Source organism: Planctellipticum variicoloris (genome assembly GCF_030622045.1).
Classification (GTDB): Bacteria; Planctomycetota; Planctomycetia; order Planctomycetales; family Planctomycetaceae; genus Planctellipticum; species Planctellipticum variicoloris.
Map to the genome: position 1 here is coordinate 2372641 of NZ_CP130886.1, position 22700 is coordinate 2395340.

Below are 22700 nucleotides of genomic sequence, written 5' to 3' on the forward strand. Positions count from 1 at the left end.
CTTATACTGCACTGGTGTTTGGTGGCCCTCGCAGACTGGACTCACCCTACTCCACTTCGTCCGATTTCCTTGAAGACGCCTGTTCGGTCTTTTCGATGGCCTTGCCCTCTTGATAGAGGACTTCCATTTCGGGCAGCGAGGCTGACCGGACATCGCGACCCTGCTCGCGCAGCCGGCGTTCAATGTACTGGAACCGTCGTTCGAATTTGCGGTTGCTTTCCCGCAGGGCTTCCTCGGGGTTGATGTGCCACCGCCGGGCTATGTTGGCGATCACGAAGAGCACGTCGCCGAGTTCGCTCTGAATCCGGGCCTGCCGGTGCGGGTCGGCGATGGGCGGTTCGTGCACGACCGGACCATCGACGACCGCCGGGACGTCGGGGATCTGACCGTCGTCGAAGAGTTCGGCGGCCAGTTCGTCGACTTCTTCCTTGAGTTTTGCGAACAGCATTTCGCGCCGGGGAAAGTCGTAGCCCACGCGGCCGGCCTTCTCGGCGACGCGCGCGGCCCGGGCGAGCGCCGGCAAGGCGGCGGGGAGTCCGTCGAACACGGACTCCCGCTGTTTTTCCGCCTGCTTGATCCGATCCCACTGCCGACTGACATCGTGAGGCGTCGCGGCCGTGGAATCGCCAAAGACGTGGGGGTGCCGGACGATCAGCTTACGGGTCAGTCCCGCGACGACGTCGGTCAGGTCAAAGCGGCCTTCGTCGGCGGCGATCTGGCTGTCGAGGAGGACCTGCAGCAGGACGTCCCCCAGTTCCTCGCAGATCTCGGCGTCGTTGCCCGAGTCGATGGCTTCGAGCAGTTCGTAGGTCTCTTCCAGCGTATAGGGCTTGATCGATTCCAGCGTCTGTTCGCGATCCCAGGGGCAGCCGTCAGGCGAACGCAATTTCGCCACAACCGCGCATAGATCTCGAAACTGAGGCGTCAGGCGCGATTCGTCAGGAGGAGTGCCGGGGGCGGGACGATCAGCGTTCGACATGAGAAAATTTCCGTACGAGAAAAGCGTCGAACGGATCTTAATCCGCGCGCTGCCGGTCCGCATCTCAGCGGCTCGTAACGATTCGCCGCGGGCGCTTGCACATCATTCCGGCGTCCGGCAGACTGATCGAGGGCTGTTGATGGGACGGCACTCTTGACGACGGAATCAGGCGGAGGGGACTCGATGCTTCTGATCTCGCGGATGGGACTGGCGCTGTGCATTCTTGCTGGGGCGACGATTTCCACGCTGACCGCACAGGACCGTCCGGCCGTGCGTGCCGGGGCGTTTGCGCAGGACATCACTCCGACGAAGTTCCCGATTTCCTCCAATGGCAATATGTCCGATCGGATGGCCCGGCAAGCGCACGATCGACTGCACGCCCGCTGTCTGGTTCTCGCGGACGGGTCGACGAAGCTGGCCATTGTCGTCTGCGACAGTTGCATGATTCCCCGGGAATTGATGGATGCGGCGAAGGCAAAGGCGGCGCAGAAGACCGGGATTCCCGCCGGGAATATTCTGATCTCGGCGACGCACTCGCATTCCTGCCCGACGGTGACCGGCGTCTTTCAAAGCGATCCCGATGCCGAGTACATTGCGTTCCTGATCGATCGTATTGCCGAAGGGATTGCCGAGGCGCACGGGCGGCTCCAACCGGCGCGGGTCGGCTGGGGTTCGGCCCAGGAGCCGGGCCAGCTTTTCAATCGGCGCTGGCATCTCAAAGAGGGGGTCCTGGGGGAAAACCCGTTCGGGCAGAAGGTCGACACCGTTCGGATGAATCCGGGGTATTCCAGTCCCGACGTAACGAAGCCCGCCGGGCCGGTTGATCCGGAAGTCGCGATCCTTGCAGTCCAGACCGCCGACGGCGCTCCGCTGGCGCTGCTGGCGAATTACTCGCTGCACTACGTCGGCGGCGTCGGGGGCGAAGATCTGTCCGCCGATTATTTTGGCGAGTTTGCGCACCGGGTGGGGCGGGCCATCAAGGTTTCAGGCGATCATCCGTTTGTCGGAATTCTGTCCAACGGGACGAGCGGCGACGTCAATAACGTGAATTTTTCGCTGACCGCCGGCCCGAAACGGCAGCCGTACGAGCAGATGGGGCTCGTCGCCGAGGCGGTTGCCCAGGCGGCCAAAGCCGCCTGGGAGAGCGTCGACTTCCAGTCTTCGGCAAAACTGGCCGTGGCGACGCGCGAGATTGATCTGGGAGTCCGATTGCCGTCGGCCGAGGACGTGGCGGCGGCGGAAGCGCGGCTGGCGGCGGCGGCCGGCCGCCCGCTGAAGGGGGCGCCGGAAATCTACGCGCGGGAAACCGTTCTGCTCGCGAAGTACCCGGCCACGGTCAAGTCGCTGATTCAGGCGATCCGGATCGGCGATCTGGGGATCGCTTCGAGCCCGTGTGAAACATTCACCGAGACGGGGCTGGCGATCAAGTGGGGGAGTCCGCTGAAAAAGACGTTCACCATTGAGCTGGCCAATGGCTACAACGGCTACCTGCCGACGCCCGCTCAGCACGACCTGGGGGGGTACGAGACATGGCGAGCCCGGTCGAGCTATCTGGCGCGGGACGCCGAGCCGAAAATCCGCGCCGCGCAACTGGAGCTGCTGCGGCAGGTGGCGGCCGATTGACGATCAACAGAGACCAGCGACACCAGCGAAGCGAGACCGCCGTGAATGCGGCGCATCATCAGGGAGGAGCGTTGATGAAGAGCGTGTTGGCTCTCATTCTAGCCGGCGGCAAGGGGACTCGCCTGGAACCGCTGACGCGTGATCGGGCCAAACCTGCAGTTCCGTTCGGCGGGGCCTATCGGATCATCGATTTCACGCTGTCAAACTGTATCAACAGCGGTCTGCGGAAAGTGCTGGTCCTGACGCAGTACAAGGCCGCCAGCCTCGACCGGCACATCAATCTGGGCTGGCGTTTTCTCTGCCGGGATCTCGACGAGTACATTGACATTCTGCCGCCGCAGCAGCGGATCGACGAGAACTGGTACAAGGGGACGGCCGACGCGGTTTACCAGAACATCTACTCGATCGAGAAGTGCCGGACCGACTACATCCTGGTGCTGTCCGGCGATCACATCTACAAGATGGATTACGAAGATCTGATCCGGCATCACATCGAATCCGGGGCCGAGGCGACGATCGCGTGCCTGCCGGTTCCGCTGGACGAGGGGGATCAGTTCGGGATTATGGAGATCAACTCCCGGCACGAGGTCCTCAAGTTTCTGGAGAAGCCTGCCAACCCTCAGCCGATGCCCGACGACCCTGAAAAATGCCTGGCGTCGATGGGGGTGTATGTTTTCAATACGGATTTCCTGTTCGAGCAGCTTTGCCAGGACGCGACCGATCCGACGAGCAAGCACGATTTCGGTCGAAATATCATTCCGTCGCTGATCGGCAAAGCGCGACTGCGGGCCTATCCGTTCCGCGACAAGAACACCGGCCGCGGGCACTACTGGCGGGACGTGGGAACGCTCGACGCGATTTACGAGGCCAACATGGACCTCGTCTCCGTGGATCCGGAGCTCAATCTCTACGATCCGGAGTGGAATGTCCGGACATATCATCCGCAGCTTCCGCCGCCGAAATTCGTTTTCGCACAGACCGAACTGCCCGATCCGCGCGTCGGTCACGCCGTCGACAGCATCGTCTGCAACGGGAGCATTCTGTCGGGGGGGGCTGTCAGTCGTTCGATTCTCGGCTACCAGGTCCGGGTGAACAGTTGGGCGACGGTCGAAGATTCGATCCTGTTCGACAATGTCGAGATCGGCCGCCGGGCTCGGATCCGTCGGGCGATCATCGACAAGAACGTTCGCGTGCCGGAGGGGATGGAGATCGGCTACGATCTCGAACGTGATCGGGCTCGCGGATTTACAGTCACGGACTCGGGCATCGTCGTCATCGGCCCCGGCGACGGCGGCAGCCTTGAGATCTGAGGCGGCGGTTCGCGTCTGCAATTGCGAGTCCGCGGTGGCGGAAAGCGTCGTTTGCGAGGGCGGAGTTACAAAATTCCGCTGACGGCGAAAAGTCGTGTTGACGCGATTTTCCTGAGCCCCTATGTTCCGCCCACGCTTGACGACGACGCCAGCCGCAAGCGTGGCTGGCGGTTGTTGGGGTTCGTTTTTGAGAGCCCGTTCGTGACTTGGCGACACTGAAGAGTTTCGACTCTTCGACAGGATTCTCCGGCCGGCATGGATGCCATGCGGGAGATCTCCTGAAGTCGCACCATCGATCCGCAGGGCATGGATGCTGCTGCGGTTCGTTGGGTTCGCTCGATCCGTGACACACTGAAGCCGATCGCCCCGGAAGCAATCAATATCCTTCGCCCCCCTGGGATGGATTGCTTCCGGGCTTTCTTTTTTTTCAGGGGGCGCGTCGATCGCGTCCTGTCGGCCCCCTCGGAGTGAGCGCGGCGCGAATGCTTTCCGATTCTCGCGAACGCCTGCGTCTCCACGACGCAAACAGCAACAGTCGGCACAAGTAGACGGCGGCGGCCACTGCGAATTCGGGGAAGATCAGCAGGAGGTCGACGCGGATGTTCATCTCACGGGGCATCAGCGTTTCGTAGTAGAGCCAGAGCGGAACAAGCATCAGCGGCAGATGCACCAGCCACCAGGCTTTCGGCCAGGTGGGATGCCAGGGGTAGAGCAGGGTGAGTCCGAAGAGAAGCTGCAGGAGCCAGAAGACGCGTTCATACTCCAGCATTTCAATTCCCCCGGTCGGCAGAGTCTGAGTCAGAATTCGACACCGGGGAATCCGGTGCGAGCTCCTGGGGGCGATCCTGCCCTGTAGACCTCAAAGTCATCTGCACTGACCGCCAGACGCTCGCCGTTGACGATCCACAGCACCTGCTCCCATCCGGTTCGAGCCGGCGTGACGGTCAATTCGGCCTGGCTTCCCTGCGTGGAGCAGCGATACGTGATGTAGCTGCCGGTCGAACTTGTCCCGACGGCCCGTGAATCCACCAGCCAGAACTCGCCGCCATATTCGAGATAGCACGGCGGAGCCAGTTGGAGCAGGCGGCCTTCGCGCGGTGAGATGCGGATTCGATCGACCCGCCACCAGGTCCGAAAGAGATCGCGCAGTTGGGACCAGAGGCCGGCGGGCATGACCGTTGCTCCGAGGCAGAAGGCAGCGGGGCCAGGAAACGCGTCCTGACCCCGCTTCGCACGCGCGAGTTACTCCTGAGCCGGAGTCACTCGCATCCACCACGGCCTGTTGATTGCGTCCGCGGCCTTCTCCTGGTCCTTCAGAAAGACGTGCATACTGTCATCCTTGAAATACTTCCAGAACGCGGTGCTGGCCTCTTCGTCGTCGATCCGGAATGCGCGTTTTTGCTCCTGTTCCTGCAGGAACTTGCGGTACGCGTCCAGAGGCTCCGGTCCCGCCTGCTGAAAGATCACCCGGCCGCCGTACTTCTCGTACAACGCTTTGTTGACCTTCCAGGCTTTCACGAAATGCTCGGCGACCACCCTCCTGCCGGCTCGCTGCTGCTTTTCTTCGTCGGCCGTCAGCGGCTTGTCGGCGGTCAGCGACTGCAGAATTTTGCCGAGCTGCTTCAGTTTCGTCTCTTTGTCCTTTCGCTCCTGCTCGCTCAGCGTCGGAGCTTTCAGTTCCTCCTGCAGCCGATCGCGATCGCGTCCGAATTTCTTCAACGTTTCCTGCTGCTGAACTTCGGACGCGGTCACGAAGAGGTCAAGCTCTTCCGGCGTCGGTTCGAGCTTCTGTTCCCTGGCGTACTGCTCGAACAGCGGCTTCAGAATCAGCTCGCTGATCCGTTTCCGGTCGGTCGCGGCGATCTTCTTTCCCAGCACGACTGCAATCGCTGGTTCAGCGGTGTCCTTCGTCTCGGGACTTTCGGCCTGCGCCAGGCAGGTCGCCGCAACGGCCGTGACGAGGCCTGCTGCAATCACACTTCTCATTTCGCTTACCTCCCATCGAGATCACAAACACAGCATTTCGACACGTGTTTCACTTACTCGGCCGCCAGTTCGGCTTTCAGAGCGGCCAGTTCGGCTTCGACTTTTTCCTTCCGTTCCTGCTCGCGGAACTGGCGTTCCAGCTCTTCGGCGTCGGGGTCGCGGCCTTCCAGGCGGTCGTAGGCTTCGGACATTGCTTCCGCGCGGTCGACCCGCTTCTCCAGGCGATTGAACTGGGCGAAGGCCGAGGCGCTGTCGGCCTGGCTGAGGGCCTGCTGAATCTTGGTCGAGGACTCGGCCCGGGCGAGGCGGGCAGTGAGGAGCGTCTGCTTCTGGCGGGCCTGGCGGATCTTGTCTTCCAGATCGCGGACGGCATCCTGCAACTTGCGAGTCTCGTTTGCCTGCTTCGCATGTTCGACGCCGAGCTGCTCGGCCCGCTCGTCGGCCGCCTGCTTCTGCTGCAGGGCGGCGAAGGCCGAGGTCGAATCGCTGCGCTGGACCGCCTGGGTGGCGCGATCCTTCCACTGCTCGACTTCGCCGCGGGCCTTTTCGACCTGTTTGCGGAGCTGGATCTCGTCCGCGATGGCCCCGGCGACCCGGTTGCGGATGGTCTGCAGTTCCTCCTCCATGTCGATGATGAGCTGATGGAGCATCCGCTCAGGGTCTTCGACTTTCTCCCGAATCGTCGTGAGGCTCGACCGCATGATCAGCGTAAAATTCTGGAGCCACGTCATTTCGTCACCTTCTTCTTTCGAACGGGTTGAAACGAGACACAAGTCAACAGGAACACAGACGGCACAGACCGGCAGGCGGGAGCCCGCCCTACTCCCAGGCTTTGAGCGTGGCGGAGAGCCAGCGGACTCGCTGCAGAACGATTTCGCGGTGGTTTTCGCAGTAGGCCGCCAGACCGACGACGAGAGTTCCCATGGCGATGCCGGCGATCCACAGGACGTCGACCCGTTCCAGGCTCCCCTGGACAACCAGGCCGATGATGTCGGCGATGAGGAACGCCGTGCCGGAGTAGAGGATCGGTCGCAACTGCAGGCCGATTCCCAGCAGGCAGACGACGATCGAGGCGGCCATGAGCGTCAGGAGCGGGAGCCAGCCGCCGCCCACGATGTGGAAGGTGGGGGAGACGAGGATCGCCAGCGAGCCGGCATAGCGGAGGCCTGTCTTCCAGTTCGCGGAGAGCTGCTTTGACAGGCCTTCGACCAGGCCGATCAGCGAGAGACCGAGGGGCATGAGGAAGAGCTGCGGATCGGACCATTTCAGTTCGGTCCAGAGGAGGACCTGGGAGAGGTTGAAGACGACCATCGACAGGACCAGGCTGCGGCTCTCGCGTTGTTCCAGCCAGCGGAAGAAGTACCAGGCCGCGGCGGAAAAGATGATCAGGGCATTCAAGCCGACGAAGCCGAGGGATGTGACGCCCGTCCGTCCGATGGCGGCCAGCGCGACAACCGCGGGGACGTAGTAGCCGACGATCGACAGGGGATCGGCGAGGATCGCCGTCACGGGAGATCGCCGGCAGAAGGTGCCGCAGTGGGCGGTGGCGATTCCGGCGGCCATTGCGGCGATCAAGAAGGGAGTGCTGGTGACTTCAATCACGCCGAAGAGAGCGAGATAGACGACTCCTACGGCCAGCAGGGGCCAGATCAGCCAGGCGGCTGTCTTCGATTGCTCCTGGCAGGCCCACAGGATGAGGTCGGCGGCGACGAAGACGAACAGCGCCGCGAGGGAAATGGTCTGCAGTCCGCCGAGGGGCAGCGTGACGTTGAGCGGGATCAGGACGAAGGCGTCGATGAGCAGGAAGGCCCAGATTCCGCGGTGAAGCTTGTCCAGGTCGTCGTTGGCGGAGAACTGCCGGAGGCCGGGCAGGCGGAGGATCAGCATTTCGAGCGCGGCCAGGGCCAGCACTGGGAGGAAGGCGATGCGGTAATCCGCCAGCGTGAGACCGGTCAGCAGGGAGGCGTCGGTCAGAGACTGCAGGGCGATCACGAGACCCTGGAGCTGGACGACGAGGATCAGCAGTTGACGCAACGCCGGCTGCTGCGATTTGTGGAGGGCGATGACGAGGCCGAGGAGCGACAGTCCGCCGGCGATGCGTGCTTCGACCGTCAACACGGCGAGATTCGCGGCGGCGACCAGGAACAGCAGTCCCTGCGAGCAGAAGCGGATCGGAATGGCGATGGAAGGGGTGGCGTCGTCTGCGCTGCGACGAGCGATGGACCGGCTGATCAGCACGCCGACCAGACCGCAGATCGACCAGGCCAGCGGGAGTTGCAGCGGGTCGTAGTGGCCATTCTGGAGAAGGCACATGCCGCTGCCGACAAGGCCGGTGGCACTGAGGCAACCGACGGCGGCCCATTCGACGGGGAAGCGTCGGCCGGCCGCGGCGAAGGTCCAGGTGGTGACGACCAGTCCAGCCACCCAGATTTCCACCGGCAGCACGGCCATGTGGCCCCATGCCAGGGCTGGCAGCAGGAGCGCCTGTGCGAGGGTGAGTGAGAACTCGGTAACTCGCTGCATGGGGTCGCGGAACGCGGCGACCCACGGGGAAGGGGACGCTTCACGCCACCAGCGGGCCAGGAACCAAAGTCCCGCGGAGGCAGCCGGGACGGCAAAGGCGATCATAGTGCCGGGAACTTGCAACTCGACCATCAACCGGACGGTGGCGACGAAGGCGAAGACGATGGTCAACTCGGCGAAGGCCGGGATCCGCCGCCGGCGGGTTTGCTCGGCGAGGAGCAGGAGCAGACCGCCCGCGGAGTGGGCCGCCAGCGGATGGAGCGAGATTCCCGGGACGAAGTGGCGGGCGATGCTGTAGACGGCGCCGAACAGACCGATCCACACCACTGCCAGAACCGCCGTCGATGCGGCGCTGACGATACCGGCTGGCGACATCGTCGTGTCCGCGTGGCGGCGTTCGAGCAGACGGCTGACGAGCCAGAGGCAACCGGCCGCGACGACGGGAAACAGCAGATTGGCTTCCAGGGGGAGCGGGAGTCTGCAGACGTTTGCGAGAAAGACGTGCAGTCCGAGCGAGGCGCTCATCCACGAGATCGCGGCTCCCCAGGTGACGCGATTGTCCCGCAGAATGGCGGCCAGCGAGGCCCAGAAGAGAGTGAGGACCGCGCCGACGGGAAACATGGCCTTGGGATGGGTCCACGAGGCGCAGAGCAGGATCGTCCCCAGGCCGATGGCCATCTGGCGGCAGGGATTTGCGAAGACGCGATTGCGGACCCGCACGGCGGCGATGGTCAGGCCCATCAGGAACGGGGCGTAGGTCAGGCCGTAGAATGCATACGGCAGCCGCGGTTCGTGCACCGCAGCGGCGCCGGTCTGTACGAGCTGCTTCGCCGTCTCGGCGAAGTAGCCGGGCAAACACTGGTAGCCCATCAGCAGGGCGCCGAGCATGCCCCAGACGAACAGCTCCTGACGGGTTCGACGGGCGACCGCGGCCAGGCAGACGGCGACGAGGAGGGCTGTCGGTGGGACGGCAGACACGGAGGGGAACTGGCTGCAGGCCAGGCCGATCGCCAGGGCACACAGGCCCAGGCCGGAGACCAGCGGCAGCAGAATGTGCGTCGGCCAGGGGAAGACCAGTTCGCCGGTCCGCTGCTGGAAGACGCGTACCACGGCGTCCGTCGTCAGCAGCACGTTGACGGCGACCAGGGCGATGGCGAATCCGAGCCAGGGACGGCTGAAGTCGTCGGCGAAGTTCAGCCCGAAGACTGTCAGGAACTGGGCCGCCAGCAGCACCGAAGGAAAGAAGCCGAAGATGCGGGGCCAGCGTTGTTCCTCGGCCAGCCAGAAGACGTGGCGATTGACTTTGATCAGTCCGGCGGTGAAGACCGCCCACAGCGCCAGGGCGGCGACGGGAGTCAGAGCAGCCGGGACGGCAGGCGCGAGTGCTCCAGATACGCACAGAATGAGATAAGCCACCCAGTACGCGTCGGGCACGCCTCGCAGCAGGTCGGACAGTATCCGTCGACTGGCGTATGCGGCGAAGCCGGTGTTGATGACCAGCAGGCTGAGCAGACCGACATCGTGGACGAGCCCGCCCAGCAGTCCGGCGTCCGGCGGAGCGACCCATCTGAGCGCGAGGAATGTGAGCGGCAGCAGTCCTAGCGTCAGTCCCTGCAGTGCGGCTCCGGTCCGTCGGAGCCCGAGTCGCGTGCGGCTAATGATGCTCAGGCCATAGACGACGGCGGTGTAGGCGATCAGGACGGCGAACTTCCAGAAGGGCGAGTAGGCGTGCCAGTGTGCGGTGACGAATTTCAGTGAGCTGCCGAGCAGGACCAGAATTCCCAGTCCGAGCATCCACTTGATGTTCCGCTCGTCGAGAAACGCCTCCAGGAACCGGAGCCCCGCGGAGGGGGGCTCGGCGACCGTCGACCGCGATGATGGCGCGGTCGCCGTCGGTCGAGGTTCGGGGGGCTCGGGGAGAAACGCAGTCTCATGGAGGGTGGCTGCCGGGGGACTGACGGTGCTCATATCGTGCTCCTGTCCGCGGGGAAATCAGGCCGTCGTCGGCCCTCGCGGGGAGCTGCATAACAAATGCGATGCCGGAGGCATTCAGAAAACCGTCCAAGTTTGCAACGCACTGCGGCTCAAGAGTTTATGTCGGGCGGAGAGGGTTGGTCGCGACTTGCCTGCAGTGATCGGACTGCAGAGCAATTGCAGTGCTGGAGCTGCACCGGGCGGGGCCATTGTCAGGCCGCTGGGGAGGGCGGAGTCGCGATACCGACCACTCTCGTCATCTGTTACGATGACTGAGGTCTTCCGGAAAGAGGCTCGATGCACGACGACATTACCCAATACCCCGACCGCGAGTTCCGGCGCTGGCTCAGTCAGCGGTTGATTGTGGACCGTCCACTCGACCCCGATGACCCCTTGTATGAGCCGCTGTACGATGGCGTTCCGGGAGACCCCATCGACCTGCTGTTCGAAGACATCGATCTTTCGGATCCGGAGAGTCTGAATTTCATCTCCGGGTTTCGCGGTTCCGGAAAAACGACCGAATTGTTCCGGCTGCGCAAGCGGCTGGTGGGGCAGGGCTATTTCGTCGCTTATGCCAACGCGCTCGATTTTCTGCTGCCGTCGGAGTCGGTCGAAATCAGCGACTTTCTGCTGGTCCTGGCCGGCTCATTCAGCGAAGCGATCGAGCAGCAACTCAACGTCGATCCGGCCAGAGAGGGTTTCTGGACGCGGTTCGTTCACTTCCTGGCGAGAACCGACGTCAAGATCGACGGCTTTGAACTCAAGGCCACGGCCCCCGGCACCGACGTCGGCCTCAACTTCAAGACTTCGCTCAAACAGGTTCCTTCCTTCCGGCAGCAGTTGCGGCAGACGCTCTCGTCGCGCCTGGGCGAGCTGCGGAGCGAAGTGCGGGCGTTCTTTGAATTCGGTCGGAAGAAGATCCTCGACGCCAGGCCCGGTTGCCGGGTTGTGTTTATCTTCGATCAGCTCGAACAGTTGCGGGACACTCTCGACAGCGAGGGGCGCGTCGGCGAGAGCGTCGCCACGCTGATCGCCAATCACCGCGAGGATCTGCGGATTCCGCTAATACACATGGTGTTCACGGTTCCGCCGTGGCTGAAGTTCAAGCTCCCCGAGCTGCGCGGCATTCGCCTGCTGTACAACGTTAAACTGTGGGACAACAACGAGAAGCGGACACGCGACAAGCGGGGCTGGCAGGCGATGCGGCACGTGGTGGAGCGTCGGTTCACGCCCCCCGGCATGCTCCGTTACTTCGGTAAGCCGACCCGGTACGGCACGTACCGGCTGGCGGACGAACTGATTTTCGCTTCCGGGGGGCACTTCCGCGATCTGCTGGTGCTGCTGCGGGAGACGTTGCTGCGCGCGAGCACGCTTCCCGTCACGCCGGAAATCGTCAAGGCGGCGATCGCGGGGATGCGCGACTCGTATCTGCCAGTTCCGCTGGCGGACGCTCAATGGCTGCACGAGATTGGCCGGCAGCGCGACTGCCTGCTCAAAGACCGCAGCCTCGAAAGCGTGCAGCGGATGACGTTCTTTCTCGATACGCACTGCGCCCTGATCCTGCGCAACGGGGAAGAGTGGTACGACGTGCATCCGCTGATTCGAGACGAAGTCGAAGAGATCATCCGTCGCGAAACGGCGGCCACCGCGGATCGAGCTCATGGCTGATCCAGGTGAGACGACCGATTTTTCGACGGACCGGATCGCCGGCCTCTATCACTGGGAGGAGATCGAGGGCTGGCAGATGCTGCTCCAGCATCTGGATCTGGTCGACGGGTTTGCGCTGGTGGTGGTCCTCGCCCCCGACGACTGGGCGATCGCGCTGACGCGCGAGCATCTGCAGGAGACTCTGTCGGAAGTCGGGGCGGTCGCGCGCGTCCGGTTTGATCCGATGGGCGATTCGGATCGACTGGCGGAAACGCTGCTCGCATTTGAGGCTGGCGCGGCGCGGGTTGTCTGGGTCGACGCCGACCCGACGTCCCCCGATCAGTTCGCGCAGGTTGAACTGGCCTGGCAGCAGGCGCTGTCCCGGCTGAACCGTTATCGCAATACGATTCAGTCGCGGTTCGATTGCACGCTGGCGCTTGCGCTGCCGGCGCGATTGCAGCGGACGTTGCGCGAAGCGGCTCCCGACCTGTGGTCGATCCGATCGGGCGTCTTCCGGATCGATCCGCCGGGGAGCAGCCGCGGCGGATTCGAGCTCCTTCCCATTGACGAGCGTGCCGGTCTCGATCGTGCGGAAGAGGCCGGCGATCTGGGCGATCCCGCTGTGACGCTGGCTGAAGCCGACAAACTCCGCGGCAAGCCGGGGCGTGAAGTGCTGCTGGCGAGCCTGCTGTTGCGAGCGGGGAATCAGGCCCGCAACCGTCTTGACTGGCAGACGGCGGAACGGGCTCTGCAGGAAGCGTATTCCTTACAGGAGAAGGTCGGGGGCGACCCCGATCTCCGCTGGGAGATTGCGACGGACTTCGCCAGCCTGTTGCAGAGCCTTGCCGGCTACGAGCGTGCGGAATACTACAAGCGGCGAGCACTGGAGATCAGCGAGCTACACTTTGGCCCGTCGCATCCCAAAACCGCCGTTTCACTCAATAATCTTGCTCAGCTCTTGCGTGCGACCAATCGGCTGGCGGAGGCCGAACCGCTGATGCGGCGGGCGCTGGCGATCGACGAAGAGAGTTTCGGTCCGAGTCACCCCGACATTGCGCGCGACCTCAGCAATCTGGGGATGTTGCTCCGCACGACGAACCGGCTGGCGGAGGCCGAGCCGCTGTTGAGGCGGGCGCTGGCGATCGACGAGGAGAGCGTCGGTCCCGACCATCCCGATGTGGCGATCGACCTCGTCAATCTCGGTCTGCTGTTGCGTGCGACGAACCGGCTGGCGGAGGCGGAGCCGCTGATGCGGCGGGCGCTCGAGATCGACGAGACCCGCTTCGGCCCCGAGCACCCGGAAGTGGCCATCGATCTCAACAATCTGGCGCTGATGCTGCAGGATACGAAGCGATTGTCGGAGGCCGAACCGCTGCTGCGACGCGCGCTGGCGATCGACGAGCGGTGCTTCGGCCCCTTCCATCCGAATGTTGCGATCCGGCTCAACAACCTCGCCCAGTTGCTTCAGGCGACCGATCGATTCGTGGAGGCTGAGGCGCTGATGCGGCGGACCCTGGCGATCGACGAGCAGTGCTACGGCCCGGAGCATCCCGAAGTCGCCCGCGACCTTGCCAACCTGGGCCTGCTGCTGAGAGCGACGAACCGGCCTGCGGAGGCGGAGCCTCTGTTGCGGCGGGCGCTGGCGATCGATGAACAGAGCTTCGGCCCCGACCATCCCAATGTCGCCACCGACCTCAGCAATCTGGCTCGGCTTCTACGTGCGACAGGCCGGCTGGTGGAGGCGGAGTCCCTGATGCGGCGGCACCTGCAGATTTTTTCCCTGTTTGGCCGCCAGAACGGTCATGAGCATCCCTATTTTCAAGCGGCCGTCCGTCATTACAGGCGAGTCCTGGATGCGATGAAGCTCAGTGAGGACGAGATCGAGCGCCGCGTGCGCGAGGCGGCGGGCGATCCTGGATAGGCGGCGAGCGTCAGCGGCGCGGGCGCACCGGCCGGGCGGCATTGGACTTGACCGGCGTCAGCGGGCGGCGGGAGATTTCCTGCCAGTGGCGGATGTCGATTTCGTAGGGGCCGTGCGGACCGTCGAATGCGCCGAACTGTTCGAGGTAGCGTTCCAGTCGGCCGATTTTCTGCTCGACGGTCAGTTCGCCGGGGTGACTTGTGCCCGGCGGACGGCCCCAGACAATTTTCGAGCCCCCTTTGGTCGTCAGCTCGAAGGTCAGGTCGCCCGGGCTGATGCTGGCGTCGGGACGCGTCGGGGCGACGATGGACGACAGACCCAAGGGTTCCCAGCGGTCGAACAGCGATTCGGCCAGACGGGCGGCCGCCAGGACCAGCGGATCTCCCCAGGTCGTGCCGGAGGGGCCCTGGGGCATTGTCGTCACGTTGCGGACGATCGGGAACCGCCTGGAATCGTCCGGGGTAAAGTCTGCCGGTGGGAGGAGCACGGCGTTCGCGTCGACCGGGTAAAACCCTCGTTCGACTTCGATGAAGGCGACCGGCCTGCGGTACTCGACTTCGACCATGACCCGCGGCGGATAGCTTTTCCGGACTCGGATGACCTTTGCGATCCAGGGATTTTTCTCGAAGGCCGCGGCCAGTTCGCCAACGAGTTCGTCGTCGAGCAGGGCGAACTGGTCGGGAAGCTTCTGCTTTTCCAGCACGCGCTGGAGCAGGTCGGCGGGAACGTGCTCGGCCGGGGGCGGGACGAGGACAATGTCGTCGCGATTGAGCTGGTACTCGGCCCGTTGGGTGAGGTTAGGGAGTTGCGAGATGCCCCAGGGGACCAGCACGAGAAAGCCGACGATGAGCGCGAGTCGACCGAGCATCCGCGGGGGCCGCGAAGGGGCGACCGGTACGGGTGCGGCGACCGGGGGCTCCGTCGGTTCGGGGGACTTTTTCTTGCGACCCATCGGCCCTGCCACGGTGGTTGGAGGCGAAGAGTACGGATCGCTCCGTGCTGCTCAAACATCGCCTCCGGAACGCTGGCGCGACGAGCCGAACCGCACGCAGATCGGCGGAATCTGCCGATCTGCGTGCGAGGGCGCCGAAAGCGAAGTCTGGAGAACTCAGCGAGAGTTGTCCGGTTGTTCCGGCCGCATCGCCGGGGAGCGACCGCGGGCCCAGCCCTGTTCGTTCTCGAGTCGCTGCAGTCCCTTCTGAAAATAGAGGGGGTCGAGGCTCTGCAGGTGCCGACGGTACGCTTCTGCACGCCGCGCTTCCCAGTCGGCTGGCAGTCGAACGACCTGCAGTTCGGCCAGCTTCTGCGCAAGCAGATCGCCAATGAGCTGATGTCCTTCGATGGTGGGGTGGACGTGATCGAGCAGCCATTCGTTGTCGGGATATCCGGAGCGGCTGCGCGCGGCGATTTCGGCTTCGGCGTCGACGAGGGGCGTTCCCGCTGAGCGGGCCGTCTCGCGAAAAATCCGGCGCATGGGTTCGAGCATCCGCAGCGGGCAGACGTCCGCGTCCTTGGCCCGCGTCAGTGCGGTGCGGGCTTCGTCGGGGCGTTGCAGACTTCGCAGGGTCATTCCGATGTCGTATTGCAGGCGGGCGTGTTCGCTGTCGATCCTTTCCGCGGCCTGGAGTCGTTCGAGGGCTCCGGCGAGATCGGATCGGAGGAGTTCTGCGGCTCGTTCCGTCAGAGCTTCGAACTCTGCTTGCTCGGCGGGGGGCAGGTTTTCCCGCGGCTCGGATTTGAAGGGGGGCCATTCCAGATTCGAGATGGGGGTGACCATCACGAGGGGCACGCCGACGGCCGCGCACTGGTCGACCATTCGCTGGAGATTGAACTGGTAATGAGCGATCACGTCCCGCTGCCAGTCGGGATCGCGATGGAACAGGGCCATGCCGCCCTGCCAGTCGAGGCGGGCGTCGGCCTCCGGCCCCAGCGTGGGCCGATTCGCAGGCGAACCGTCTGACGTGTGGTCGCGACACCAGAGATATCCGGCGCGTGCGAGTGTGAACGTCCGCAGGCGGGCCGCCTGTCGGAGCGGTCCCGCGGCGATCGTCTGGAGAGACTCGATGTGCTCGTAGGAGCGGTCTTCCAGGAACTCATTCTGGCCGATGCACAGGATGATCAGATCGGGCTCATGTTGCAGGACTTCGTTCAGGATGGGGGCCAGCCGATAGCTGGCGTAGGAGATGCCTCCGCAGTTGACGACGTCCCAGGTGCGCTCGGGTTCCGCGGCCTGCAGAGCGAGTTCCAGCCAGGTGGTGAAGGAGGTCTCAATGGCATATGGCCGGCCCTGGACGGTCGATCCTCCCAGGACGAAGGTGCGGAACTCGCGGACCGGCTTCTTCGCCGGGAACGATTCAGGGCGGAAGTGAGTCTGGCGGGACTTGGGAATCTCGTAGCGGTCGGCGGCGGTGTTCAGGGCGAACAGGGGGTGAATGTCGCTGAAGCCGACGAAGGGATCGTCATATTGCAGCGGGACGCCGATGCCGGCGGCGCGCAGGGCGAGCTCCAGAACGACGAAGGGTGCGAGCCCCAGCAGGATCGCCGCCAGGCGAAAGAACAGGGCTTTTCGCCACGCGAGTGGCATGCGACACCGCCGAAGGAGCGAGGGGACACCAGATCTGAAATTCCCCCTATGGAAGCAAGTTCGGGCGGAGTCTGCCAGAGTCTCGTCGACCGCGGCCGGGAAACGGCGGGATCAGGGTTCCGAGGAATCCCCGTTCAGAAGGGCCTCGAGATTTCGTTGCACGTCTTCGGGGGTGATGTCGTATCCGGTCAGCCGTGCGCCGGACCAATTGATGCCCACGCACATTTCGGAGTCGGTCAGGAGCGGCAGCGTGTCGGTGAAGAACTCATCGAGCGACAGTTCTTCGATGGCGAACCCGGTATAGGCGAGCTGCGACTGGCGGATCTGCGAGACCTGCCGGCGGCAGGACCAGAAGGGGACGACGTCGTGGTCCATGACGCGAAAGACCAGAAACTTGTCGTCGTCCATCAGCGTGTAGACCACACGGTCCAGCGTCACCTGTTCATAAAACAGACGTGCCTGCTCCGCTGCGATCGACATGGGGCCGGACTCCCTGACGGAATGTCGTCGAACTGGATTTGGCGGGCCGGATTCACCGGGCCGTCGCATCACGGAAGGATTGTCAACCTTCGGCGACCAGAAGGTCAAGTCTGAGGGGCCTCCGGGGGAATCGGCGGCGAAGCCGGGCGACGCGCGACGAGCAACTCGGCGCGGGACTGTGGGCGCCGGCGGCTGCCCAGCAGCCTGTCGAAGAATTGGAGACAGACAGGAATGTCTGTCCCACCCGAAGAGAATTCCTCCGAAAAGGTGGCCCAGACATTCCTGCCTGGGCATTTCGCTGGAATTCGTCAACGCGCTGCACTAGGCGGGCTTGGAGGCCATGCGGCTGATGCGGAGGTGTTTGTCGTGGTGCGTGGTCGCGACCTGGATGCCGTCCGGATGCAGGTCGAGATCCCGCACGATGTTCGGCAACTGGAATCGGTGGATGTCTTTGTTCTGCGAGGCGTTCCAGAAGACCAGGTGCCCCCCGGTGCTGCCGCCGCTGGCTCCGAGCAGCGTCCCGTCCGGCAGGAAGATCAACCGCCAGACAGCTCCCTTCAGCGGCTCGGCGATCAGGGACTGCACCAGTTTCTGCGATTCCCACTCGAACAGCATGACCAGAGGATCGTGAACGGCGCCCAGCGGGTTCGAGGCGTTGTGCAGTCCCCCGCAGGCGAACTGCTGGCCGTCAGCGCTGATCGCCAGCGCTCGCACGCCGCCGAAGTCCACGCCTTGACCGCCGTTGTAGGACCAGAGGGCCTTCGCATCGAAGGTCCGCACGGCGGCGCCCGTGGCAACATCCCACTGCCGCACATGCCCTTTCAGCTCGCCGGTGAGCAGGAACTGCCCCGTGGGATGAAACAGCACGCTGTAGATGTGGCTCTCGTGGCCGGGGAACTCGCGGACCAGCGTCCCGTCGGCCAGATTCCACAGACGCAGCACCTTGTCGTTGCCGCCGGTCGCCACCAGCTTGCCGTCGGGACTGACCGCGAGCGCACGGATCCAACCCTGATGGGCTTCGACCGTTCGGATCGGCACGGGGGCGTCGCCGGCAACCGGCCACCAGATCAGCCGGCCGTCACAGCCCCCCGAGACCATCGTCTGGCCGTCGGGAGTGAAGCCGAAGCCGTTCACCCAGCTCTCATGGGCTTTGAGCGCCAGAGGCTTCCCGGTCGCCAGATCAAACCGCTGGATCGAGTTGTCCTCGCAGCTCGCGAAGATAAATCGCCCAGCAGGATCGAACCGGCAGGCCAGGAGCGGGCTCTCCACCGGCCATTGCGAGGCGACATGAGTCTGCTGCGGTTCAGCCGGCACGCGGACATCCTTCGCAGGGTCCGCAGTGCGGACCGTTCATTGCGCGACGCGAGTCACATTGGTCCGCAGTGCGGATCCTGCGGGAATCAATTGATCGGCGAGAAATTACGAAAGAATCGCACGAATCGGCGCGGTCGCCGGATCGGCCATCAGCATCGGGCGGCCGCCGATATCGAACGAGCCGCTCGAATCCAGCCCCACCGCCCGCAGGTAGGTGTGGAACAGATCGCCGCAGTTCACTTGGCCATCGGTCACTTCGGTTCCGTTGTCATTCGTCTTGCCGTACACGGCGCCACGCTGGATCCCGGCCCCGCCCGCGACGACCGACCAGGCTCGGCTCCAGTGATCACGGCCGTAGTACAGATTGATATTCGGCGTCCGCCCGAATTCCGACAGCACCACGATCAACGTGCTGTCGAGCATCCCGCGGTCGGCAATATCCCCCACGATCGCCGCGAACGACTGGTCGAACTCCGCCATCTGCTCCAGGTGGAAGTTGAAATTCTCGTTGTGCGTATCGTAGTTCGAATGGCTCACCTGCACGAAGGTGATCCCTTGCTCCAGCAGCCGCCGAGCCAGCAGGCAGTGCCGCCCGAGATCGTGTTTGCCGTAGCGTTCGGCATCCTTCTCGGATTCCTTGCTGACGTCAAACACATCCCGCTGCAGCATGAGCTGCTGAGCCTGTTCGTAGCTGTACGTATAAAGGTCGGTCTTCGCAGTCCGCCGACGGGACAGGAACTTATCGTCCGCCATCTTTCTGAACTGATTCCGCGCCGCGTCGACGGCGTCGGTCACATCGCCCGGTCGGGCCGTGTTCTGCGGCGGGTTGCCGTTGCCGAGCACGACGCTGGCGTACTTCGGTCCCAGATAGGCGGCGTCATTGCTGCGGCCGCCGCCGCCGCCGGGGGTGATCACAATGTGGCCCGGCAAGGTGCTGGTTTCGGGCGTGAGGGCCTTTGCCATCACCGCTCCGAGCTGCGGGTAATCGGAGGCGGGTGTCTGACGACGCCCCGTCAACATCATGTAGGCCCCCTTACCGTGATCGTCTTCCGCCGTGTTGACGCCGCGGATCACTGCCAGATGGTGCATCAGCTTGGCGGTGTTCGGGAGCAGCTCGCTGACGTGCAGTCCGGGGACAGAGGACGGAATCGCGCGGAACGGCCCGCCGGTGTTGGTCGCGGGCTTCGGATCCCAGCTCTCGAGCTGGCTCAGGCCCCCGTGCATGTTGAAGACCAGGATTCGCTTCTGTTGTTTGGCCAGTTCGGCGGATGCGGCAGGACGGGCCAGCAGCGAAACGCCCCCCAGGGCTCCTGCTCCGGCGGCAAGCTGTCCCAGAAAGTTCCGGCGGGCCAGCAGGTGCTCGCTCGACTGGCAGGCATAATTGCAACGCATGGCTCAACCTTCCTGAATACAGTGATCAATCCGTGACACAACCGTTGTTCGAAGCCCTGCAGGGGCACATTTTATCGGGTGGCGCTGACATTCCTGTCTGTGCGATGAATTTAGTGATTGAATCGGAACTCCGCCGACGTCAGCAGCCCCCAGGCCAGCTCCTTGGCCACCACCGGCTTTTCCGTCGGCTTGGCCGCCAGCGCCTGCACGACCGCCGCCTTTTCTTCAGCCGACGGCTGTCGGGCCAGCACGCTGACATACAGCTCTTCGGCGATCGCCGCGGGGTCCTCCAGTGTGACCATCCGCTGCGTCAGATTCGCTCCCGAAGGATTCAGCCACGAATTCAGCACGCCGCCGTTGGCCAGAAACAGCGCCTGATCCGCAGTCGCAAAAAAGTCATCCTGCGGCTGTCCCGGAGCGGCTGCATAGAACTGGACGAAGACCCCCAGATTTCCCTTCAACTTGTCGTAGACGAGCTGCGCCACCTGCTGTTCGCGAGCCAGCTTCTGTGCAGGATCCTGGTCGGCCTGCGCCTTCGGAAGCTTTGCTTCGACTTCCGCGTCCGACGCCTGCCGATACTGCTCAATCACTCCAGTCGCCTGCAGGTAGCTCCACGCCATCTGCTCCGGCATCAGCGGCTTCAGGCCCCGCAGACGGCCGTCGATCGTCCAGTGATCCGTCAGCGACGCCAGCGTCGTCTCCACAGCGGCTCGTGCAGACGCCAGTTGCGATTCCGCCTGCTGCACGGCCGTCGTCTGCGACGCCACGGCCTGCTGACGCGTTGTCAGTTCCGTCATCGCCACCGCCATCTGCTGCTGCACCGCCGTCTGCTTGGCCTGCATGTCCTTCAGCACGGTTTCTCGCGTCGCGACGACCGGCTTGTACTCTACCAGGTCTTTGGAAAGCGGCTCGAGGCGGGCCTTCAGCTTCTCGCTCGCCACCACCAGCTCGGCGTCGCCCGGCAGTTTCTCCAATGCGGCTCCGGTCTGGGTTACCGCAGCCGCCACGACCTGCACGATTTCCTGCTTGCCGGTGAGCTGCTGCTGAGCCTCCTGCAGTGCGGTCTGCGCCGTCGCCACCTGCTGAGCCATCTCGGTCACGGCGGTATTCGCCTTGGCCACTTCCGCGGTCTGCACTTCAACCGCCTGGGTCGCCGCAACCAGCGCCGTCTTACCGGCCGCGATCTGTTGTTCGGCGGCCGGAACCGCCGCCACCGCCAGTGCGTGTTGCTTGAAGGCGACCAGATCCTGCTGGCGGCGCTTGGCCGCAGCGAGAACGACCTGCTGCTGCTGATGTGCGACGCGGGCCAGGTGCAACTTGGTCTTCGCAGCTTCCAGCGGCTTGCGGGCCTCTTCGAGCGCAGCCCATGCGGCATCCCCCGCCGTCTGCGTCTCCGCCAGTTTTGCCAGAGCGGCCTGTGAAGCTGCCGTCTGGTCTTGAATTGTCTTGGTGACGGCCGCAATTTCACCGGTCACGCTCGCGACGCGGGCCTGGAACGTCGCCAGCGCTGCGGCGATTTCCTTGTCGGCTGGCAGGGCTTTGGCGGCAGCATCAGACTTTGCGGCCGCCTCGTTCAGCGTCGCGAGGACCGTCTGCTTCCCCGTCAGCTCCCCCTGCGACTTTGCCAGCGCCGCGGCGGCATCGTCCGCCGGTTTCTTGGCCGCAGCCACTGCCGCCTGCGACTGCTGAAAGGCCGTCTCAGCCGGTTCCAGCGTCTTGCGGACCGCCTTGAACTCGTCGAGCGCCGTATCAAAAGCGGTCTTCAGCGACTCATCGGACGTCGATAGCTCAGCAATCGACTTCTCGACGTCGACCGACTTCGCATCCACTTCGCCGACACCGGCCAAAACGTCCGCGGGAAGATCAAGCGATCGCTGATACGTCTGGGTCAGCACAATTTCCCGCACCAGCGCCCGGACGTCGTATTTCATCTTCGGGAACTCGGTCGCCAGCAGATCCAGTGCGGCGGGGTGCACCGCCGGATTAGCCGCGTGCAGCATGTCGACCGGATGCACCAGCCCGCGTCCCAGGAACTGCGCCCACAGGCGGTTCACAATATTCTCGTTGAAGGCCCGGTTCTGACCGTTCGTCGCGACTTCGGCAAGTTTCGCACGTCGGCTGTACTTCGGAACCGACCGAACCTTGTCCGCCGGGAAGACTGTATATTCCTCGCCCAGACGGAACCGTTCTTCGGCGACCTCCGGATCTCCCGGAAGCCGTGGCCGCATCCGACCAGCGTCGCCAGTGAAGACCGACTTGTAGTCCGCTTCTCCCTCGGCCCGCTCCGCCAGCAGCATCTTCTTCTGGGCTTCGTCGTTAAACACCGTCGTCCGGCTGACGAACGCATACAGCCCGTAATAGTCAGTCTGCAGATAGTCGTCGACGAGCGGATGATCGTGGCACTGGGCGCACTGCATGTCCCGACCAAAGAAGATCCGGCCCACATCGCGGGTCATCAGATTCGGCTCGGCCTCCCGGTCCAGGAAGAATTTGGCAGCCGGCCGCAATGCCGGATCGGCGCCATCCGACGCCAGAATCTCCTGTGCGAGCTGATTCCACGGCTTATTCTGTCGGATCGATTCCGTGAGCCAAGCCAGCCATTCCGGCGACGGCACGTGCTTGTCCGGGCGACGTTCCATCAGCATCACGTCGAACGCATGCGCCATGTGGAGCGGATAGCGGGGATCGGCCAGCAGCCGGTCCGCCAGCGCCTGCCGCTTCTGCGGATCCTGATTCTCTAGAAAAGCCCGCACCTCTCCCGCAGTCGGGACCATGCCGACCAGGTCGACCGAGATCCGGCGGATAAACTCGTCATCCGCTGCAAGTTTGGCCACCGGGCCGATATGATCGGCGGCAATCGCCTGATCCAGCCGGACGTGCAGCGGTTCTTGTGCAGAAGCAGCGGTCGCGGCGAGCGCGACGGCAACGAACGACAGCAAACAACTTGTCCGTGTCATGGTGGCTGGC

16 protein-coding genes are annotated in these 22700 nt (G+C 64.0%); 4 read left to right on the forward strand and 12 right to left on the reverse strand.

The genetic code is table 11. From position 1 onward, the window contains the following. Positions 1-46: 46 nt before the first annotated feature. Complete coding sequence (mazG, locus tag SH412_RS09255; protein WP_336523224.1) at positions 47-979, reverse strand: nucleoside triphosphate pyrophosphohydrolase; 933 nt, start codon at positions 977-979, stop codon at positions 47-49. 183 nt (positions 980-1162) lie between these two features. Here mazG and SH412_RS09260 point away from each other — a divergent pair, with 183 nt between their 5' ends. Continuing rightward, positions 1163-2602, forward strand: a complete 1440-nt coding sequence (locus SH412_RS09260; RefSeq protein ID WP_336523225.1) for a neutral/alkaline non-lysosomal ceramidase N-terminal domain-containing protein — start codon at positions 1163-1165, stop codon at positions 2600-2602. A 71-nt stretch (positions 2603-2673) separates the two neighbouring features. Continuing rightward, positions 2674-3912, forward strand: a complete 1239-nt coding sequence (gene glgC, locus SH412_RS09265; RefSeq protein WP_461824428.1) for a glucose-1-phosphate adenylyltransferase — start codon at positions 2674-2676, stop codon at positions 3910-3912. Between the two features lie 427 nt (positions 3913-4339). Here the strand turns inward: glgC and SH412_RS09270 are convergent, their stop codons facing one another. From SH412_RS09270 to SH412_RS09290, 5 genes are all read right to left on the reverse strand, one after another. Next, positions 4340-4681: a hypothetical protein gene (locus SH412_RS09270; RefSeq protein ID WP_336523227.1), complete on the reverse strand. Its 342-nt coding sequence runs from the start codon at positions 4679-4681 to the stop codon at positions 4340-4342. Between the two features lie 29 nt (positions 4682-4710). Further along, complete coding sequence (locus tag SH412_RS09275; protein ID WP_336523228.1) at positions 4711-5085, reverse strand: hypothetical protein; 375 nt, start codon at positions 5083-5085, stop codon at positions 4711-4713. Positions 5086-5154: 69 nt separating this feature from the next. Then, complete coding sequence (locus SH412_RS09280; RefSeq protein ID WP_336523229.1) at positions 5155-5898, reverse strand: hypothetical protein; 744 nt, start codon at positions 5896-5898, stop codon at positions 5155-5157. 53 nt (positions 5899-5951) lie between these two features. Next, positions 5952-6629, reverse strand: coding sequence for a PspA/IM30 family protein (locus SH412_RS09285; RefSeq protein ID WP_336523230.1), 678 nt, complete (start codon positions 6627-6629; stop codon positions 5952-5954). Between the two features lie 88 nt (positions 6630-6717). Beyond that, complete coding sequence (locus SH412_RS09290) at positions 6718-10389, reverse strand: hypothetical protein (RefSeq protein WP_336523231.1); 3672 nt, start codon at positions 10387-10389, stop codon at positions 6718-6720. Positions 10390-10692: 303 nt separating this feature from the next. Between SH412_RS09290 and SH412_RS09295 the strand changes: the two genes are divergently transcribed. After that, on the forward strand, positions 10693-12063 hold the full coding sequence (locus SH412_RS09295) for a P-loop NTPase family protein (protein WP_336523232.1): 1371 nt from the start codon (positions 10693-10695) through the stop codon (positions 12061-12063). Next, positions 12056-13963, forward strand: coding sequence for a tetratricopeptide repeat protein (locus SH412_RS09300; RefSeq protein ID WP_336523233.1), 1908 nt, complete (start codon positions 12056-12058; stop codon positions 13961-13963). The genes SH412_RS09295 and SH412_RS09300 overlap by 8 nt, the downstream gene beginning before the upstream one ends. A 10-nt stretch (positions 13964-13973) precedes the next feature. Here the strand turns inward: SH412_RS09300 and SH412_RS09305 are convergent, their stop codons facing one another. From SH412_RS09305 to SH412_RS09330, 6 genes are all read right to left on the reverse strand, one after another. Then, entirely contained in the window at positions 13974-14915 is a 942-nt protein-coding gene (locus SH412_RS09305) for a cell division protein FtsQ/DivIB (RefSeq protein WP_336523234.1), read from the reverse strand. A 156-nt stretch (positions 14916-15071) separates the two neighbouring features. Then, positions 15072-16547 (reverse strand): hypothetical protein, encoded by a 1476-nt coding sequence (locus tag SH412_RS09310; RefSeq protein ID WP_336523235.1) that lies wholly within the window; start codon positions 16545-16547, stop codon positions 15072-15074. A gap of 111 nt (positions 16548-16658) precedes the next feature. Then, on the reverse strand, positions 16659-17027 hold the full coding sequence (locus SH412_RS09315) for a DUF2750 domain-containing protein (RefSeq protein ID WP_336523236.1): 369 nt from the start codon (positions 17025-17027) through the stop codon (positions 16659-16661). A 321-nt stretch (positions 17028-17348) separates the two neighbouring features. After that, positions 17349-18341, reverse strand: coding sequence for a WD40 repeat domain-containing protein (locus tag SH412_RS09320; protein WP_336523237.1), 993 nt, complete (start codon positions 18339-18341; stop codon positions 17349-17351). A 105-nt stretch (positions 18342-18446) separates the two neighbouring features. After that, the gene (locus tag SH412_RS09325) at positions 18447-19733 is read right to left on the reverse strand and encodes a DUF1501 domain-containing protein (RefSeq protein WP_336523238.1); all 1287 of its coding nucleotides are present in this window, start codon (positions 19731-19733) and stop codon (positions 18447-18449) included. Between the two features lie 110 nt (positions 19734-19843). Next, on the reverse strand, positions 19844-22672 hold the full coding sequence (locus SH412_RS09330; protein WP_336523239.1) for a DUF1549 domain-containing protein: 2829 nt from the start codon (positions 22670-22672) through the stop codon (positions 19844-19846). Positions 22673-22700 lie beyond the last annotated feature (28 nt).

Bases quoted from the DNA above. Each gene is read 5' to 3' on its own strand.
- SH412_RS09260 (WP_336523225.1), top strand. From the start codon at position 1,163: ATGCTTCTGATCTCGCGGATGGGACTGGCGCTGTGCATTCTTGCTGGG.
- SH412_RS09275 (WP_336523228.1), bottom strand. From the start codon at position 5,085: ATGCCCGCCGGCCTCTGGTCCCAACTGCGCGATCTCTTTCGGACCTGG.
- mazG (WP_336523224.1), bottom strand. From the start codon at position 979: ATGTCGAACGCTGATCGTCCCGCCCCCGGCACTCCTCCTGACGAATCG.
- SH412_RS09315 (WP_336523236.1), bottom strand. From the start codon at position 17,027: ATGTCGATCGCAGCGGAGCAGGCACGTCTGTTTTATGAACAGGTGACG.
- SH412_RS09295 (WP_336523232.1), top strand. From the start codon at position 10,693: ATGCACGACGACATTACCCAATACCCCGACCGCGAGTTCCGGCGCTGG.
- SH412_RS09325 (WP_336523238.1), bottom strand. From the start codon at position 19,733: ATGCGTTGCAATTATGCCTGCCAGTCGAGCGAGCACCTGCTGGCCCGC.
- SH412_RS09310 (WP_336523235.1), bottom strand. From the start codon at position 16,547: ATGCCACTCGCGTGGCGAAAAGCCCTGTTCTTTCGCCTGGCGGCGATC.
- SH412_RS09280 (WP_336523229.1), bottom strand. From the start codon at position 5,898: ATGAGAAGTGTGATTGCAGCAGGCCTCGTCACGGCCGTTGCGGCGACC.
- SH412_RS09270 (WP_336523227.1), bottom strand. From the start codon at position 4,681: ATGCTGGAGTATGAACGCGTCTTCTGGCTCCTGCAGCTTCTCTTCGGA.
- SH412_RS09285 (WP_336523230.1), bottom strand. From the start codon at position 6,629: ATGACGTGGCTCCAGAATTTTACGCTGATCATGCGGTCGAGCCTCACG.
- SH412_RS09300 (WP_336523233.1), top strand. From the start codon at position 12,056: ATGGCTGATCCAGGTGAGACGACCGATTTTTCGACGGACCGGATCGCC.
- SH412_RS09290 (WP_336523231.1), bottom strand. From the start codon at position 10,389: ATGAGCACCGTCAGTCCCCCGGCAGCCACCCTCCATGAGACTGCGTTT.
- SH412_RS09305 (WP_336523234.1), bottom strand. From the start codon at position 14,915: ATGGGTCGCAAGAAAAAGTCCCCCGAACCGACGGAGCCCCCGGTCGCC.